This is a genomic window from Arthrobacter sp. NPDC055585 (genome assembly GCF_053619115.1).
The window spans coordinates 52403-68367 of sequence record NZ_JBSHIT010000012.1 but is presented as its reverse complement, the minus strand read 5'-3'; the positions used below and the strand labels follow the sequence as shown (position 1 = coordinate 68367).

Sequence of the window (15965 nt, the reverse complement as noted above, 5' to 3'; positions counted from 1 at the left end):
CTTTTATGTTCCGTATTAGGTCCGTGACACGTCAGGCGCCACCCGGCCGGGCTCCGCGGCATCCTGCTGCGCACGTCCTGCCAGGCGGTCCTCCCAGGTGGCCATCACGGCGGCATCGGTGCGTGGAGTCAGCAGGGACACCACAACGTAGACCGCGGCTGAGGCGGCAAGGCCGAAGTAGATCGGCTCGTTAGCGTACACGCCGTCGTAGGGTGCGTCGCCGGTGATCTCCAGATAGATCATGGTGGCCAGAGTCGCGACGGTGCCGGCGACCATGGAGAAGGCGGCACCGAAGCCCGTTCCGCGCTTCCAGAACAGTCCGCCGAGGATTGCTACCAGCAGGCCGCCAACCAGGATGTCATAGGCGATCGTCAGTGCCGCGACCACGTCCTGCACCACAATTGCCAGCAGGATGGTCACCACACCCAGACCCAGGACCCAGGCCTGGCTGCGGGAAACATCGTGTTCCGGGTTGCCGGCCGAGGCTGCGGAGCCGGTCTCCGCGGAGCCGCCAAACCAGCTGCGGACATAGGGGACGACGTCGGTGCGCGCCACAGTGGCAGCTGCAATGAGGGAGCCGGATGCAGTGGACATCATGGCGGCGACGGCAGCTGCCAGGACCAGCCCGCCGAGGCCGACGGGCAGGATGTTCATGGCGACGTCGGCGTAGACATCGTCCTTGGACTCGATGCTGGGCAGGACCACCGAGGCGGCCATGCCGATCAGCGCTCCGGCCACGCCGTACAGGATGCAGTAGATTCCGGCCGCGGTGCCGCCCCAGCGGGCAATCAGCGGGGTGCGGGCGGTGAAGACGCGCTGCCAGATGTCCTGGCCAATGAGCAGGCCAAGTGTGTAGACCACAAAGTACGTGATGATGCTCTGCGCACCGATGCCCGTGATGCTGAAGAACTCGGCGTCCACCCGTTCGCGGATTCCGTCGATTCCGCCGGCGTTGGCGAACGTGAACGGGAGCATCAGGGCAAAAACGCCGATGGTCTTGATGATGAACTGCGCCATGTCCGCCAGGGTGATGGACCACATGCCGCCGATCGTCGAGTAAATGAGTACGACGGCGCCGCCCACCGCGATTGCCAGCCATCGCTCCCAGCCAAAGAGCACCACGAAAATGGTGGCGTAGGCGCCCGTGGAGGTGGCGCAAAGCATCAGGGTGTACGCCAGCATGACAACCGAGGACATCCGGGTGGAACCCGGGCCGTAGCGCAGCGAAAGCATCTGGGAGACGGTGTAGATCTTCAGTTTCTGCAGCTTCGAGGCGAACAGCAGGCTCAGCAGCAGCACACCGGAGCCGATTGCCACCACCAGCCACATGCCGGAGATCCCGTACTGGTAGCCAAGGCCAACGCCGCCTACGGTGGATGCCCCGCCCAGGACAACGGCAGCCATGGTGCCCGTGTAGAAGAGGGGGCCGAGGCGCCTGCCGGCAACCAGGTAGTCACTTTCATTCTTGGTGCGGGACTTGCCCCACCAGCCGAAAGCGAGCATTCCCACGAGATAAGCCACCACGATGGCGGCATTGAGGTATTCCAAATTCGGTCCTGTCGGTTCGGCGGGACTGGGCTTTCACGTGGACTTTCGTCCAAATATTGCCTAACAGTCAACATATGTTTACCTAGACGGTAGCGTCAGCTCCGAAAAGGCGTCAACGGTTTTGGCCAAAAACGTGCCGGCGGAGTTGGGGAGGGTCGGCAACGTTCGAGTTAAGGTTGAGCGTCAAGGCTCGCTGGTGTTGCAGCCCGTGATTCGCGGTATCCGTGTTGCACGGTTGTAACCTTGGAAAGGACAGCCAGCAGGACAGCTAGAGACGGAAGCGTGGATTTATACGTGAGCAGCGAACAGAGTTCCACAACTCTGCAGGACGCAACACAGGGCGCAGCGGATGAAGCCATGGGTCCTACCGGCCGGCCGCTGACCGAGTTCCCTGAGCCTCCGGTCCTGACTTCCCACGGTCCGGCCCGCATCATCGCGATGGTGAACCAGAAGGGCGGCGTCGGCAAGACCACCTCCACCATCAACCTCGGTGCCGCGCTGGCTGAAGCCGGGCGCAAGGTGCTCCTGGTGGACTTCGACCCGCAGGGTGCGCTCTCCGCCGGCCTGGGCACCAACCCCCATGAGCTGGATGTCACCGTCTACAACGTGCTGATGGACCGCAAGGTGGACATCCGCGACGCAATCCAGGAAACGCATGTCGAGAACATCGACCTGCTGCCGGCCAACATCGACCTCTCCGCCGCCGAAGTCCAGCTGGTCAACGAAGTGGCGCGCGAACAGGTCCTGGAGCGGGCGCTGCGCCGTGTCTCCGACGACTACGACGTCATCCTCATCGACTGCCAGCCGTCCCTGGGCCTGCTGACCGTCAACGCGCTCACCGCTGCCCACGGCGTCATCATCCCGCTGATCTGCGAATTCTTCGCCCTGCGCGCTGTCGCGCTGCTGGTGGAGACCATCGAAAAGGTCCAGGACCGCCTGAACCCGGGCCTGCAGGTCGACGGCGTACTGGCAACCATGTACGACGCCCGGACCCTGCACAGCCGCGAAGTTATCGGCCGGCTGGTGGAGGCGTTCGGCGACAAGGTCTTCGAGACCGTCATCAAGCGCACCATCAAGTTCGCCGACGCCACGGTGGCCGCTGAGCCGATCACCTCCTACGCCGGCAACCATGCCGGTGCAGACTCCTACCGCCGCCTCGCCAAGGAACTGATTGCCCGCGGCGGCGCACCCTAGCCTCGCTGGGGATACGGCCGGCACCGGATTCGAGGTCCGGCTGGAGAACTTCCGCGGCCCGTTTGACGTGCTGCTGGGGCTGATCACCAAACACGAGCTGGACATCACCGAAATCGCCCTGGCCACGGTCACGGACGAATTCATCGCCTACATTCGTGCCCTGACCGCCTCCGGGCAGGGCTGGGCACTCGATGAGGCCAGCGAGTTCCTGGTCATCGCCGCTACGCTCCTGGACCTCAAGGCTGCCCGGCTGCTTCCGGCCGGGGACGTGGAGGACGACGACGACATCGCCCTCCTTGAGGCACGTGACCTCCTCTTCGCCCGGCTGCTGCAGTACCGGGCGTTCAAGCAGGTTGCTTCCCTGATGGACAGCCGGCTCCAGGAGGAAGGCCTGCGCTTCCCGCGGGACACGGCCCTTGAACCGCATCTGGCCGCCATGCTGCCTGAACTGATCTGGCGCACCAGTGCGGAGGAGTTCGGCCGGCTGGCCCAAAAGGCACTTGAACCCAAGCCGGGACCGCCTACCGAGGTGGGGCTGGCCCACCTGCACGCGCCGCGGGTCAGCGTCCGGGAACAGGCGCAGATCATCGGGGACAGGCTCCGGCAGAGCAGCCCGCTCACCTTCGCCGAACTGGCGCAGGGGGCAACGCCGCTGGAAATCGTCGGCAGGTTCCTTGCGCTGCTGGAGATGTTCCGGGACGGTGTCCTTGCCTTCGACCAGCCCGAACCGCTGGGGGAGCTGCGGGTCACCTGGACCGGTGCCGGCGCTGCCGGCTGGTCCGCGCAAACCCTCACCGAAGAGTACGACGAAGCGAACGAGGAGCCCGATGCAGCCGCAGACCTCCAACCATGAAGAAGCTGAGCAGGATGGCGCCGGAATGCAGAACCGTCCCGGCGGAATCCGCGCGGCCGCCGAAGCAATCCTCATGGTGGCCAGCGAACCGGTCAGTGCCGCGAGCCTTGGCCAGGCCCTGAACATCAGCGCCTCAGCTGCCGCACAGCTCCTGGTCGACCTGCGCAAAGAGTATGACGGTTATACTGGGGATGGACCTGACGGGCTGCGCGCCGTTGAACCGCGCGGTTTCGAGCTCCGGGAACTTGCCGGCGGCTGGCGAATCTACTCCCGCCCCGCCTTTGCCGACGTCGTCGGGCAGTTCGTACTTGAGGGGCAAAGCGCACGGCTTTCCCAGGCCGCGCTGGAGACCCTGGCGGTGATTGCCTACCGTCAGCCGGTGACCCGCGGCCGTATTTCGGCCATTCGGGGAGTCAACGTGGACTCCGTGGTCCGCACGCTGATCCAGCGCGGGCTGGTGACCGAGGCCGGCACTGAACCCGAAACGGGTTCGCTGCTATACGTCACCACCCCGCTTTTCCTGGAAAAGCTGGGTCTGGGCAGTGTGGAGGAACTGCCGGAGATAGCACCGCACTTGCCCGGGCTGGAAAACCTCCCGGAATTTGAAGAAACTACTTACTAACCCGCTACACCCGAAGGACTTCTCAATGACACAGGCACCCCGTTCCGGCTCAGGCCGCAGTAATCCGCGCAGCGGCGGGGGAGCAGGCGGCAGCCGCGGCTTCGGCAAGGGCTCCAAGCCCGCCTCCGGACGCACCGGCGGACCGAAGTCTTCCGGCGGCGCAGCCGGCGCTCCCAAGTCCGGCGGCTTCAAAGCCGGCGCCCCGAAAACCGGCGGTTTCAAGTCCGGCGCCCCCAAGGAAGGCGGGTTCAAGCCCGGCGGTCCCCGCACCGGTGCCCCCAAGGGCAAGGGCGGCGGCGAGCGGGCTTTCCGCAACGAACGCTTCGGCAAGAACCTCGGCCCCGTGACCAAGCGGCCGCACACCCGCCGTCCGGGCAAGCCGGTGATCTCCGAGCACCATGATCCCGAAGGCATCCGCCTGCAGAAGGTCATGGCCAGTGCCGGCGTCGCCTCCCGCCGCGTCTGCGAGGAAATGATCACCGAAGGCCGTGTGGAGGTGGACGGCGAGGTTGTCACCGAACTCGGCGTGCGGGTGGACCCCAAGACTGTTGCCATCCACGTGGACGGCATGCGCCTGCAGCTGGACGAGACGCAGAAGTACTACGTCTTCAACAAGCCGCGCGGCGTGGTCTCCACCATGGAGGACCCCGAGGGCCGTCCCTGCATCAGCGACTACCTTAAGAGCACCAACAAGCATGAGCGTCTCTTCCACGTCGGCCGGCTGGACACCAACACCGAAGGCCTGCTGCTGCTGACCAATGACGGCGAGCTGGCCAACCGCCTGACCCACCCGTCCTACGAGGTCCCCAAGACCTACCTGGTGCAGGTCCGCGGTCCCATGGCCCACGGCATCGGTGCCCAGATGCGCGAAGGCATTGAACTGGAGGACGGCTTCGCCAAGGTGGACTCCTTCCGCCTGGTGGATTCCACCCCCGGCCACATCCTCGTTGAGGTTGTGCTGCACTCCGGCCGGAACCGGATTGTGCGCCGCATGTTCGACGCCGTTGGCCACCCCGTGGAGCGCCTGGTCCGCACCCAGATGGGTCCGATCCGCCTGAACGACCAGCGCCAGGGCAGCATCCGTGTCCTGGGACGCCACGAAGTCGGCCACCTGATGGCCGTCGTGGGACTCTAACGCCGTGACCGTGCTGGCTGACGGGGGCACACATCTGTCCGGACCCGTGCTGGTCATTGGCACCGGGCTGCTGGGCGCAAGCATCGGCCTGGGCCTGCGGGCCCGGGGCATCGACGTCGTACTTTCGGATATTTCGCCCTCCACCGCCGCGGTCGCCCGGGATATTGGCGCCGGCCGCCTGCTTCAGGACGCCGAGCCGGACTTTGCCCCGCAGCTGGTAGTGGTTGCGGCGCCGCCGGACGTGACGGCATCCCTGGCCGCGCAGGCACTGGCCGACTGGCCCGGCGCCGTCGTTGTGGATATTGCCAGCGTCAAGGCCGCCGTCCTGGCGGACCTGCGTGCCACCGGCCTGGATCTTTCCCGGTACGTGGGTACCCATCCGATGGCCGGGCGGGAGAAGTCCGGTCCGGTGGCAGCCCTTGGCGACCTGTTTATGTCCATGCCGTGGGTGATCTGCGCCGCGGAGGAGAGTTCTCCCGCTGCCGTGAAGACCGCCGAAGCACTGGCGATTGATCTTGGAGCCGTGGTTTCGCGGATGAACGCCGAAGACCATGATGCTTCCGTGGCACTGATCAGCCACCTGCCGCAGGTGATGTCCTCGCTGGTGGCCAGCCGGCTGCAGGACACCCCGCCTTCCGCCCTTGCCCTTGCCGGCAACGGGCTGCGGGACGTCACCCGAATTGCTGCCAGCGACCCCAAGCTGTGGGTGCAGATCCTCAGCGGAAACGCTCCGCGGCTGGCCGGCATCCTGCACGGTGTGCGCGAAGACCTGAACCGGCTGATCAACACGCTGGAAAACCCCACCGCGGACGGCGCACGGCTGGACATGGCGCAGCTGATCTCCGAAGGCAACACGGGCCAGGCAAGGATTCCGGGCAAGCACGGCACACCGCCGCAGTCCTTCGTCAGCTTCACCGTGCTGGTGGACGACATCCCCGGAACGATCGCCCGGCTGCTTACCGAAATCGGAGAAATCGGCGTCAACCTGGAAGACCTGCGGCTGGAGCATGCCTCCGGCCGTGAAGTCGGACGGGTGGAAATCTCGGTCCTGCCGAGCAAAGTGCACGGCCTGGTCAGCGAACTGACCGCGCGCGGCTGGAAGGTAGTTCAGTAATGACAGAGCAGAACCCGGCACAGTTTCGGCTGGGCAAGCCGCTGGTAGTTGCGATTGACGGGCCCTCGGGGTCCGGCAAGTCCAGCATCAGCCGTGAAGTGGCGCGCCGGCTGCGTGCCAACTATCTGGACACCGGTGCCATGTACCGTGCCGTCACGATTGCCTGCATGCGTGCCGGCATCGACCTGACGGACGCCGTCGCCGTTGAGGCCGCCACCCGGAACGCCGACATTGAGCTGAGCACCTCACCGGACGCCGAATGGGTCCGGGTTGGGGGAGAGGACGTCACCCAGGCGATCCGGGAGCCGGAAGTTTCCTCCAAGGTTTCCGCCGTTGCCACCACGCTTGGCGCCCGCGCCGAACTGGTGCGCCGCCAGCAGCAGCTGATCAAGGACTCGGGACTGCGCATCGTGGCCGAGGGACGGGACATCACCACCGTCGTGGCTCCCACCGCCGAAGTGCGGATCCTGCTCACAGCCTCCGAGGAAGCTCGCCTGCGCCGCCGCGGCGTGCAGCTGGGCGGTTCGCAGACCGCCGCCGCGCTGCGCGAACAGGTCCTCACCCGGGACGTGAAGGACTCCACGGTGGTCAACTTCCAGCAGGCCGCCGACGGCGTGATCACGGTGGATTCCTCCGACCTGGACTTCGAAGAAACGGTCCAGGCCGTGCTGGATGTGGTTTTTTCCAGCACACACTAAGCACTTGCGGCAGGCGCTGAGCCGGGGCTCCAATGGGGTCCCGGCGCCTTGCCGTGTTTCAATGGACTGGTGGCCCGCATGGGATTTTCCCTGCCGGACCCCCAAACACTTACCCGGGCTGAACGTCCGGAGACGGCCGTGCGCAGCTGCGCCGACGGCCTCAACGGAAAGAAAGCAATAGTTTATGAACGCCAACCCGACCTTTGACGGCGACTCCGAGGAGTACATCCCGGCAGGCGAGGACCAGATCGACGAGCGGCTTGCCGCCCTCGACGACGACGAAGCCAACCTGCGCGCCGAAACCCTCCGCGCCGGCCTTTCGGACTACGAACTCGACGAAGAAGACGCCGCGCTGCTCTCCGGCGGCTACGACGAGTATGACGAGGACGCGCCGCTGCGCCTGGACCCCGTCGTCGCAATCGTCGGCCGGCCGAACGTGGGCAAGTCCACTCTGGTCAACCGCATCCTCGGCCGCCGCGAAGCCGTAGTTGAAGATACCCCGGGCGTCACCCGTGACCGCGTGTCCTACCCGGCCACCTGGAACGGCGTGAACTTCACCCTCGTGGACACCGGCGGCTGGGAGCACGATGCCCGCGGCATCCACGCCCGCGTGGCTGACCAGGCGGAGATCGCCGTCGACGTCGCTGACGCCGTCATGCTGGTAGTCGACGCGACCGTCGGCATCACCGCCACCGACGAAGCCGTGGTGCGCATGCTGCGCAGCAAGGGCAAGCCGGTCATCGTCGTGGCCAACAAGGTGGACGACATCCAGAACGAAGCCGACGCTTCAGTGCTCTGGGGCCTGGGCTTCGGCGAGCCGTACCCGGTTTCTGCCCTGCACGGCCGCGGCACCGCGGACATGCTCGACGCCGTCCTGGACGTGCTGCCCGAGTACTCCGCCTACGGCGGCCTCGAAGCCACAGGCGGTCCGCGCCGCATCGCTCTGATCGGCCGGCCGAACGTGGGCAAGTCCTCGCTGCTGAACAAGCTGGCCGGCAGCGACCGCGTAGTTGTCGACGACCTCGCCGGCACCACCCGCGACCCGGTCGATGAACTGATCGAACTCGGCGGGCGCACCTGGCGCTTCGTGGACACCGCAGGCATCCGCCGCCGCCAGCACATGGCCCAGGGCGCCGACTTCTACGCTTCCCTGCGTACGCAGGCCGCGCTGGAAAAGGCGGAGGTCGCCGTCGTGCTCCTCGCCGTAGACGAAGTCCTCTCCGAGCAGGATGTGCGCATCCTGCAGCTCGCCATCGACTCCGGCCGCGCGCTGGTGCTGGCGTTCAACAAGTGGGACCTGCTCGACGACGAACGCCGCCGCTACCTGCAGATTGAGATTGAGCGGGACCTGGCACACGTTGAGTGGGCCCCGAGCGTGAACATCTCCGCCAAGACCGGCTGGCACAAGGACAAGCTTGTCCCGGCACTGGACCTTGCCCTGGAGAACTGGGACAAGCGCATCCCCACCGGCAAGCTGAACGCTTTCCTGGGTGAGCTCGTGGCTGCCCACCCGCACCCGGTGCGCGGCGGCAAGCAGCCCCGCATTCTCTTCGGCACGCAGGCGTCCTCGCGGCCGCCAAAGTTCGTGCTGTTCACCACCGGGTTCCTGGATCCGGGCTACCGCCGCTTCATCACCCGCCGCCTGCGGGAGACCTTCGGCTTCGAAGGCACCCCGATTGAGGTTTCAATGCGCGTACGTGAGAAGCGCGGCAAGACCAGCAGGCGATAGCACGGCCGGCCGCCCCGGAGCCAATATGAACTCCGGGGCGCCGCCGATGCGGGGAAAACGCCAACCATGATGTAGAGTATTTGAGTTGGTTCGGCCGGAAACAAACCGGCCAAAACGAATCAGCGGAACGGGTTGTGGCGCAGCTTGGTAGCGCACTTGACTGGGGGTCAAGGGGTCGCAGGTTCAAATCCTGTCAACCCGACAGATAACGGAAAATGCCTCGGCGGACAGTATGTCCGGCCGGGGCTTTTTTGTGTGTCTGGGACGTTCCTGCCACGAGTTGGGCGGGATCGAGGGACAGGGCGTGCGATTCGTGCCTCAATGTACCTATCGGTTGTTTTTTCGATGGGAGCACAGCATGTCCGGGAGCACTGCCGCGGAACCTCGGGTTGCACTAGTCACCGGCGGATCGGGAGGGATGGGCAGGGCCATCGCAAAGCGCCTGTCGTCGGACGGCTTCGCCCTCGCGGTGCACTATGCCGGGAACATAAATAAGGCCACGGAAGTCGTCAAGGAAGTTAACGCCGCCGGAGGGCGGGCGATCGCGGTGAGCGGGGATGTTGCCGACGAGGTAGCCATGACCCGGCTCTTCGACGACGTTGAGGCTGCCTTCGGCGGGATCGACGTCGTCATTAACACCGCTGGAATCATGGTCCTTTCGACGGTGGTGGACCTGGACCTCGATGAGCTGGACCGGATGCACCGCACCAATATCCGCGGCAGTTTTGTGGTCTCCCAGCTGGCCGCGCAGCGGCTGCGCAGAGGAGGCGCACTGGTGAACGTCTCGACGAGCCAGACCCGGCTGCAGCACCCAACCTACGCGCCCTACGCCGCCAGCAAAGCGGCCGTGGAGGCACTCACGCCCGTCCTGGCACGGGAACTTCGCGGCAGGGACATCACCGTTAACGCGATTGCTCCGGGTCCAACGGCCACATCGCTGTTCCTGGACGGCAAGGACCAGGCGGCCATTGACCGTCTGGCTCAGCTCGCTCCGCTTGAACGCCTGGGAACCCCCGAAGACATCGCGGAAGTGGCCTCCTTCCTTGCCGGGCCTTCCCGATGGATCAACGGGCAGGTCATCTATCCCAACGGCGGACTTGCCTGACCAAGCCCCCTGCCCCATCCGTGCGGGCAGAACGGGACACGGGGCGAAGGCCCGGGATCAGTTGTTCAGGTTTTGTATTGCGTAGTCAGCCTCTTCGGGGGTGAATTTTCCACCGAACTCCGAAACGAGCTGGTCATAGATCGCGCTCGGAGACATCGCCATTGTGTCCTGATAACTCTTTGCAGACTCCAGGGCATTCTGGTTCCAGTCCGCCTTGACGTTATCTACAGCGTATTGGGCCGCCTCGGGTGAGAACTGGCCACCATATTCTGAGACGAGTTGGTCGTACACTCCCAGTTTCGACAGCTGCAGGGTATTGGCGTAGGTCTCAGCCTGACGGAGCGCCGACTGATATTCAGGGGGAACTGGCTCTTCAGCCGCCGGCGATTCGGTCGGGGAGGGGGTTTCCGACATTTGTTCGGTAGGGGGCGCTGTTGTCTCTTGGGCTGTAGCTGTGGAAGGGGAAGAACTGCTGCTCTCGCTGTCACTTCCACTGTCGGTGGAGGTGCAGCCACCGACGAAGAAAACTCCGGCCAAAGCCATTACCGTCCAGATTGGTTTCTTCGGGAGTGCTTTTGCCAGTGAGGGCGGCACATCCACCGGCCGCTGTTCGGAACGGGACTCGCTGGGTGCAGACATGGTGATCTCCTGATGTAGTTGGGATCAAACCTTGCTGTCGACGACCTTTCAAGCATGCGCGCGCTCCCGGATGCGTTCAACCCCCTTGTGATCCCTCCAAAGATGGGCTCTCTAACGGGCAGGGACAGGCCTGCCCACTGTTCCGCGCGCGCGGCGCATGCTCCTGACTAGGCCTTCGGCTCCCAGGGTCTCCGAATCGAACTCGTCCACCAGCACGCGGACAGCTTCCCGCCCGGCCCGGTTTGCGCCGACTGTTGACTGGGAGGGGCCGAAGCCGATCAGGTGTACGCGCGGATCCGCAGCTGCCACCGTGCCGTGAACCTCGATCCCGCCGCGTTCGTTGCGCAGCCGGAGCGGGTCCAGATGGCTCAGCGAAGGCTTGAACCCGGTGGCCCACAGGATGGCATCGACGCGGGTCAGCGAGCCGTCTGCTTCCCGCACACCGTCCGGCTCGATGCCGGTGAACATCGGCCGCCGCTGCAGCGCCCCGCGCTCCTTCGCCGCCAGCGCATAGGGCGTCCACAGCAGGCCGGTGTAGGAGACCACGCTTCCGGTGGGAATGCCCGCCTCGACGTCAGCTGCCACCCGGGAAACCACGTCCTTGCCAACCTCGGCGCTGAACGGTTCGTCGCGGAAAACAGGTTCCCGCCGGGTGTACCAGAACACCTCCGCCACGCGGGAGATCTCTTCAAGCTGCTGGATGGCGGAGATCCCGCCGCCCACCACTGCGACCCTCTGGCCGGCGAACTCATCCAGCGAGGTGTAGTCCCGGGTATGGAGCTGACGCCCGGTGAAGCTGTCCCGTCCCGGGTAGGCCGGCAGAGTCGGGTTGTCCCAGGTTCCCGTGGCGTTGATGAGAGCATGCGCGGCCCAGGTTCCGGCGTCGGACTCGATGAGGAGATCGCCGTCGGGGTCATCGTCTGCGGGGGACACCGAGAGGACTTTGATGGGACGAAGGATCGGAAGCTGCATCCGGTCCTCGAACGCTGCGAAGTACTCCGGCACTGCAATGCTGGCAGGAGTCCCGGGCTCCGGCGGACTCTGCCGGAATCCCGGAAGGTCAAAAATTCCGTTGACCGTCGCCATGGTCAGCGATTCCCAGCGGTGCGGCCAGGCACCGCCGGGCGCCGCTCCGGCGTCGAGCATCACGAAGGTCCGCCCGGCATCGCCGCCGGTCAGGGTGCTGGTGAAACCGCGGCGGTTCAGGTGGTAGCCGGCTGAAAGTCCTGCCTGTCCGGCACCGATGACGACGACGCCGGCCCGGCGGACCGGGTGGTGCCCCGTATTGGTGCCGTGCTGCGGCGGAGCGGAATGCATTCGCGGGCCTCCTGGGCTATCAGTATCACTGCGTAAATGCCTGGATGCATGGGTTCATTCCCTCCGTAGGGGCTGCCGGGCTTCGGCGGCCGTCAGCGTGCCGGCATTCCTAAATGGGTGCGCAGTGCCGCAGCAGCATCCTCCAGGTTGGCGAGCTGCTCAGGCGTAAACGCGTCGATGAAGATTTCCTTGATTGCAGCGAGGTGGGGGATGGTGCTGCCCCGATAGGCGCGGGCACCCTCCTCGGTAAGGATGACGAGTGAACCCCGCGCATCCTCCGGGCTCGGTTCTCGGCGCAGCAGGCCCCGTTTCTCCATTCGTCCCAGCTGGCCGGAGACCCGGCTGCGCTCCCACTCCAGATGTGCGGCCAGCTGCGAGGAACGCATCGACTTCCCCTCAGCCTCGCTGAGGGCGATCAGAACCCGGTAATCGCCGCCCGAAAGCCCGGAGTCCCTGCGCATCCGTGACTCGATGCGGGAGCGGGCGATTTCGACGGCCTCGTGATGGGCGCGCCAGACGGCAAGTTCCCCGCTGGTGGGGAGCTTTCTGCGCTTCCCTGCATCCATCGAATCTCCTAAGTAGTTGACATGTGAATCATATAGGAGATGATTCACATGTCAACTACATTTCGAATCCCTACCGCGTACTGTGTCTTGGAACCGGTCCTTCCGGCCGGCGAACAGCAGCAGACCGCAGCAAAGGACAGTCCCATGACTCAGGAACTCACCGACAGCACCGGAGCATCAGTAACCGTCACAGCCGCACCAGAAGGGCCTCTGGGGGCCTACATTGTGTCCGTGGACGGAGTACGTGCGGGAAGAGCTGACTTCCTCGATCCCTCCGGTGCGAAAGACGAACGCATCGTTTTCCACACCGAGGTGGATGAACAGTTCGCCGGACGCGGCCTTGCCGGTCTGCTGCTCCGCGAGGTGCTGGCGGACGTCACCCGCAGGAATCTCACCCTCGTTCCCGTCTGCCCGCTGTTCGGCCGGCATTTGAAGAAACACGGCGACGAATTCCGGGCCGGCGGCGGTGTGTTCCGGCTGCCGACTCCGGCAGACTTCGCCCTGGTGGCCCAGGCAGCCCGGGGCGGCGAGTGAGCGCCGGCTCACGAACACAGGAGGGGGAGCGGTAATGCGTTCAGTCGTACACGACTACCTGACGGAGGTGCTGGCCGGCCTCGCAGCGGACGCCTCGGGAGAACTTGCGGGATACATTCCCGAACTTGCCGGAGCGGATCCCAACCGTCTGGGGGCAGTCTTCGCCACGGTCGACGGCGAGGTCTACGGCGCCGGAGATGCCGACGTCGAATTCACCATCCAGTCAATCTCCAAGCCATTCGCCTACGCCCTTGCGCTCTCAGACCGCGGCTTCGATTCAGTGCTGGCCAAGGTCGGAGTTGAACCGTCAGGAGAAGCGTTCAACGAGATCTCCCTGGAACACGAAACCGGGCGGCCGCGCAATCCCATGATCAACGCCGGAGCGATCACCACTCACTCACTGGTCGGTCCTGAGCATATGTCGCCCGACGAGCGGGTTGACCGTGGTCCGGGGACTTTCGGTGTTTGCCGGCCGCCGGCTGGAAGTCGATGAGACGGTCTGCATCTCGGAGATGGACAACGCCCACAGGAACCTGGCCAGCGCACACATGCTGCGAAGCCACAACATCCTCACCGGGGATCCGCGCTCCGTTGTTGAGGGGTACATCCGCCAGTGTTCCGTGCTGGTCACGGCGCGGGACCTGGCCGTGATGGCCGCGACGCTGGCCAACCAGGGCGTCAATCCTCTCACCGGCGAGCGGGTCGTTGATGGTCCGGTGGTCCGGCAGGTGCTCAGCGTCATGTCTACCTGCGGGATGTACGACGCCGCCGGGGACTGGGCAACCCAGGTCGGCATCCCTGCCAAGAGCGGGGTGGCCGGCGGCATGATCGGCTCCCTTCCCGGCCAGCTTGGCATTGCCACGTTTTCCCCCGGCTGGATGGGCACGGCAACAGTGTGCGCGGAGTGTCACTGTTTGAACGGTTCTCCTCTGACATGGGGCTGCATGTCATGGAGGTCCCGCCGGCCGCGCTCGCCGTCGTACGGTCAAGCCACGTTCTTGGGCAGGGAACCTCCGCAGTCCGCGTTCTCCAGGCCCAGGGCGGGATCCGCTTCGCCGGAGCTGAGCGAATTGTCCGGGAGTTTGTGGGTACAGATATCGGAGAGAGCACAGTGGTACTTGATTTTGCGCTGGTTTCCTCAATCGATGACGTGGCACGGCGTATGCTGCTCGAACTCGCACGCCGGCTTATGCTCGAAGGCCGCGGGGTCTATTTCGTGGACCCGGAAATGATCATCCCGGATCCTGACCGCGGCGACGGCGTCCTTGTTCCCGTCATAACGGATGCTGAACTCCTCGTCGAGGGGCCGGTGCGTAACGGAAACGGGATGTTTGCTGTGGACCCGTAGACTCTGCCGGGACGCGGAAAGGGGTTCGAGATGCCGTGGAGCACACGTGAACTGGCAGACCTGGCGGGTACCACGGTGAACACTGTCCGCCATTATCACCGGTTGGGGCTGCTTGAGCAGCCGGACCGCCGTTACAACGGCTACAAGCAGTACGAGGTGCGGCATCTGGTGAGCCTGCTGCGGATACGGCGGCTCGCGGTGCTGGGCATTCCGCTCTCCCAGCTGCACAGTGTCACGGAGGCGGCCCAGGGATCGCCGGAGGTGCTGCGTGAGGTGGACGCCGAACTGAAGGCACGCATCGAATCTCTCGAGCAGGCACGCACACACATCGCGGCCATCATCCAGCATCAGGTTCCGGCGGACGTCCCGGCGGGATTCGAAGCGGTTGCTGCCCGCCTGTCGGAGAGCGACCGTTCGATCGTTCACCTTATGACCCGGTTCTATGACGATGACGCGCTGGAAGACATCCGGGAAATGTCCGCGGATGAAACGGATGACACGGGTCCGGATATTGAGAACCTGCCCGCCGACGCCGATGAGCAGACACGGGAGGCGCTGGCCCAGAGGGTCGCGGAAGTCATAGTGAAGCACCTCGCCAACTATCCCTGGCTAAGGGATCCCGCCGGCCACCTGCCCAGGGGAAGCCAGGTCAGCATGCAGACTTTCGGGGATGCGCTGACTGAGCTGTACAACGACGCCCAGCTGGACGTGCTGTTCCGCGCAAACAGGATCGCGGAAGAAATGATGGGGGCCATGGCAGACCAAAGCGAGGAGCGGATTCCCGGAACACCTGGCTGAACTTCGGCTCTTCCCCGGCATGGGCAGAATTAGTCGCCTCCGCCGAACAGGCCACCGTCAAGCAGCCAGTTATAGCGCAGCCGCAGTGCCCGTTCCGTGCTGGCGGCCAGGCCGCCCAGCAGAAGTGTCGTGTTCGCCCATGCGGGAAGCAGAATCGGACTGGCGAACGTGCCGAGGCTCTCCGCCAGCGGCGGAAATTCGGTGACCGTCTGCAGAAGCTGCGGCACGCCGAGCGCGAGGCTCACGAGGAGCACCAGTGCGGACGCCGCCCCGATAAGCCGGCTCAGTCCTGGCCGCGTCCGGTCTAGGTGGGCGCGGCGCCCCTCGGCGGACGAGGCATCCGGCGTCAGCTGCTGTACGGTGCCGTCATGGGCGAGGTAGTCAGCCTGCCTCAGTCCATAGGTGCTCACAGCCACGCGGATGGTCCCTCCCGGGAGGGGGAATGAGACAGGCGGCCGAAGGCGGGCCCTGCGCATGCCATCGCGGTAGAGCTGTACATACACCTCGCCCTCTTCATCGCCTCCGTGCCGGACATCGACGGACCATGTCTCGGGGATTCCGTTCAGGCCCTGGACCCGAAGATGGAAAAGGGAGCGGGAAAACGCCTGCCACCAGCGAAACGGCTGCAGTGCGTCAGCGTCGCCCGGTTTCACTTGTTCCAACATGTCTGCCTCCCAAACCGAGTCCGCCCTGGATGGGCGGTACCTGATTCAGACAGCAGACACTATGTTCCCGGAACAGGGTCAACCCCTGCTTCACCTGCCG

Annotated in this window: 17 protein-coding genes, 1 tRNA gene and 1 pseudogene; 14 read left to right on the top strand and 5 right to left on the bottom strand. The window is 65.1% G+C overall.

Annotated elements, in window-relative coordinates:
* Nucleotides 1-15: 15 nt before the first annotated feature.
* Nucleotides 16-1503 (bottom strand): sodium:solute symporter, encoded by a 1488-nt coding sequence (locus ACWGQ2_RS17360; protein WP_452019509.1) that lies wholly within the window; start codon nt 1501-1503, stop codon nt 16-18.
* Between the two features lie 339 nt (nt 1504-1842).
* On the opposite strand from ACWGQ2_RS17360, the gene ACWGQ2_RS17355 reads away from it, so the two are divergent.
* From ACWGQ2_RS17355 to ACWGQ2_RS17315, 9 genes are all read left to right on the top strand, one after another.
* On the top strand, nt 1843-2742 hold the full coding sequence (locus ACWGQ2_RS17355) for a ParA family protein (RefSeq protein WP_422399882.1): 900 nt from the start codon (nt 1843-1845) through the stop codon (nt 2740-2742).
* A complete protein-coding gene (locus ACWGQ2_RS17350) occupies nt 2720-3595 on the top strand; it encodes a segregation and condensation protein A (protein ID WP_452019486.1) in 876 nt (291 codons plus the stop codon). The genes ACWGQ2_RS17355 and ACWGQ2_RS17350 overlap by 23 nt, the downstream gene beginning before the upstream one ends.
* Nucleotides 3570-4217 (top strand): SMC-Scp complex subunit ScpB, encoded by a 648-nt coding sequence (gene scpB, locus ACWGQ2_RS17345; RefSeq protein WP_452019485.1) that lies wholly within the window; start codon nt 3570-3572, stop codon nt 4215-4217. Before ACWGQ2_RS17350 ends, scpB begins: the two co-directional genes overlap by 26 nt.
* Before the next feature lie 25 nt (nt 4218-4242).
* On the top strand, nt 4243-5352 hold the full coding sequence (locus tag ACWGQ2_RS17340) for a pseudouridine synthase (protein WP_452019484.1): 1110 nt from the start codon (nt 4243-4245) through the stop codon (nt 5350-5352).
* Nucleotides 5353-5356: 4 nt separating this feature from the next.
* A complete protein-coding gene (locus ACWGQ2_RS17335; protein ID WP_452019483.1) occupies nt 5357-6466 on the top strand; it encodes a prephenate dehydrogenase in 1110 nt (369 codons plus the stop codon).
* Nucleotides 6466-7164 carry a (d)CMP kinase gene (cmk, locus tag ACWGQ2_RS17330; RefSeq protein ID WP_452019482.1) on the top strand — a complete coding sequence of 233 codons (699 nt, stop codon included), beginning with the start codon at nt 6466-6468 and terminating at the stop codon, nt 7162-7164. Before ACWGQ2_RS17335 ends, cmk begins: the two co-directional genes overlap by 1 nt.
* 184 nt (nt 7165-7348) lie before the next feature.
* Nucleotides 7349-8893 carry a ribosome biogenesis GTPase Der gene (der, locus tag ACWGQ2_RS17325; RefSeq protein ID WP_452019481.1) on the top strand — a complete coding sequence of 515 codons (1545 nt, stop codon included), beginning with the start codon at nt 7349-7351 and terminating at the stop codon, nt 8891-8893.
* A gap of 128 nt (nt 8894-9021) precedes the next feature.
* Nucleotides 9022-9095 (top strand) — tRNA-Pro (locus ACWGQ2_RS17320).
* Between the two features lie 156 nt (nt 9096-9251).
* Nucleotides 9252-9998: an SDR family oxidoreductase gene (locus ACWGQ2_RS17315; RefSeq protein WP_452019480.1), complete on the top strand. Its 747-nt coding sequence runs from the start codon at nt 9252-9254 to the stop codon at nt 9996-9998.
* Nucleotides 9999-10055: 57 nt separating this feature from the next.
* Here ACWGQ2_RS17315 and ACWGQ2_RS17310 read toward each other — a convergent pair whose 3' ends face one another.
* The 3 genes from ACWGQ2_RS17310 to ACWGQ2_RS17300 all read right to left on the bottom strand — a co-directional run bounded on the left by ACWGQ2_RS17310 (nt 10056) and on the right by ACWGQ2_RS17300 (nt 12520).
* Nucleotides 10056-10637 carry an Ltp family lipoprotein gene (locus tag ACWGQ2_RS17310; RefSeq protein ID WP_452019479.1) on the bottom strand — a complete coding sequence of 194 codons (582 nt, stop codon included), beginning with the start codon at nt 10635-10637 and terminating at the stop codon, nt 10056-10058.
* Between the two features lie 111 nt (nt 10638-10748).
* Nucleotides 10749-11954: an NAD(P)-binding domain-containing protein gene (locus ACWGQ2_RS17305; protein ID WP_452019478.1), complete on the bottom strand. Its 1206-nt coding sequence runs from the start codon at nt 11952-11954 to the stop codon at nt 10749-10751.
* A 92-nt stretch (nt 11955-12046) separates the two neighbouring features.
* On the bottom strand, nt 12047-12520 hold the full coding sequence (locus ACWGQ2_RS17300) for a MarR family winged helix-turn-helix transcriptional regulator (RefSeq protein WP_452019477.1): 474 nt from the start codon (nt 12518-12520) through the stop codon (nt 12047-12049).
* A 144-nt stretch (nt 12521-12664) separates the two neighbouring features.
* On the opposite strand from ACWGQ2_RS17300, the gene ACWGQ2_RS17295 reads away from it, so the two are divergent.
* The 5 genes and pseudogenes from ACWGQ2_RS17295 to ACWGQ2_RS17275 all read left to right on the top strand — a co-directional run bounded on the left by ACWGQ2_RS17295 (nt 12665) and on the right by ACWGQ2_RS17275 (nt 15200).
* Nucleotides 12665-13054 carry a GNAT family N-acetyltransferase gene (locus ACWGQ2_RS17295; RefSeq protein WP_452019476.1) on the top strand — a complete coding sequence of 130 codons (390 nt, stop codon included), beginning with the start codon at nt 12665-12667 and terminating at the stop codon, nt 13052-13054.
* Nucleotides 13055-13088: 34 nt separating this feature from the next.
* On the top strand, nt 13089-13547 hold the full coding sequence (locus ACWGQ2_RS17290; protein ID WP_452019475.1) for a glutaminase: 459 nt from the start codon (nt 13089-13091) through the stop codon (nt 13545-13547).
* Nucleotides 13498-13866: pseudogene (locus ACWGQ2_RS17285) on the top strand (glutaminase); the annotation flags it as partial. The gene ACWGQ2_RS17290 and the pseudogene ACWGQ2_RS17285, both read left to right, overlap by 50 nt.
* 92 nt (nt 13867-13958) lie before the next feature.
* Nucleotides 13959-14402 (top strand): hypothetical protein, encoded by a 444-nt coding sequence (locus tag ACWGQ2_RS17280; protein ID WP_452019511.1) that lies wholly within the window; start codon nt 13959-13961, stop codon nt 14400-14402.
* Nucleotides 14403-14432: 30 nt separating this feature from the next.
* Nucleotides 14433-15200: a helix-turn-helix domain-containing protein gene (locus ACWGQ2_RS17275; protein WP_452019474.1), complete on the top strand. Its 768-nt coding sequence runs from the start codon at nt 14433-14435 to the stop codon at nt 15198-15200.
* 29 nt (nt 15201-15229) lie between these two features.
* Here ACWGQ2_RS17275 and ACWGQ2_RS17270 read toward each other — a convergent pair whose 3' ends face one another.
* Nucleotides 15230-15865 (bottom strand): hypothetical protein, encoded by a 636-nt coding sequence (locus ACWGQ2_RS17270; RefSeq protein WP_452019473.1) that lies wholly within the window; start codon nt 15863-15865, stop codon nt 15230-15232.
* Nucleotides 15866-15965: the final 100 nt, after the last annotated feature.

Coding starts and splice junctions, on each gene's coding strand:
- ACWGQ2_RS17360 (WP_452019509.1), bottom strand. CDS start 1,503: ATGCTCGCTTTCGGCTGGTGGGGCAAGTCCCGCACCAAGAATGAAAGT.
- scpB (WP_452019485.1), top strand. CDS start 3,570: ATGCAGCCGCAGACCTCCAACCATGAAGAAGCTGAGCAGGATGGCGCC.
- ACWGQ2_RS17340 (WP_452019484.1), top strand. CDS start 4,243: ATGACACAGGCACCCCGTTCCGGCTCAGGCCGCAGTAATCCGCGCAGC.
- cmk (WP_452019482.1), top strand. CDS start 6,466: ATGACAGAGCAGAACCCGGCACAGTTTCGGCTGGGCAAGCCGCTGGTA.
- der (WP_452019481.1), top strand. CDS start 7,349: ATGAACGCCAACCCGACCTTTGACGGCGACTCCGAGGAGTACATCCCG.
- ACWGQ2_RS17315 (WP_452019480.1), top strand. CDS start 9,252: ATGTCCGGGAGCACTGCCGCGGAACCTCGGGTTGCACTAGTCACCGGC.
- ACWGQ2_RS17310 (WP_452019479.1), bottom strand. CDS start 10,637: ATGTCTGCACCCAGCGAGTCCCGTTCCGAACAGCGGCCGGTGGATGTG.
- ACWGQ2_RS17305 (WP_452019478.1), bottom strand. CDS start 11,954: ATGCATTCCGCTCCGCCGCAGCACGGCACCAATACGGGGCACCACCCG.
- ACWGQ2_RS17300 (WP_452019477.1), bottom strand. CDS start 12,520: ATGGATGCAGGGAAGCGCAGAAAGCTCCCCACCAGCGGGGAACTTGCC.
- ACWGQ2_RS17295 (WP_452019476.1), top strand. CDS start 12,665: ATGACTCAGGAACTCACCGACAGCACCGGAGCATCAGTAACCGTCACA.
- ACWGQ2_RS17290 (WP_452019475.1), top strand. CDS start 13,089: ATGCGTTCAGTCGTACACGACTACCTGACGGAGGTGCTGGCCGGCCTC.
- ACWGQ2_RS17275 (WP_452019474.1), top strand. CDS start 14,433: ATGCCGTGGAGCACACGTGAACTGGCAGACCTGGCGGGTACCACGGTG.
- ACWGQ2_RS17270 (WP_452019473.1), bottom strand. CDS start 15,865: ATGTTGGAACAAGTGAAACCGGGCGACGCTGACGCACTGCAGCCGTTT.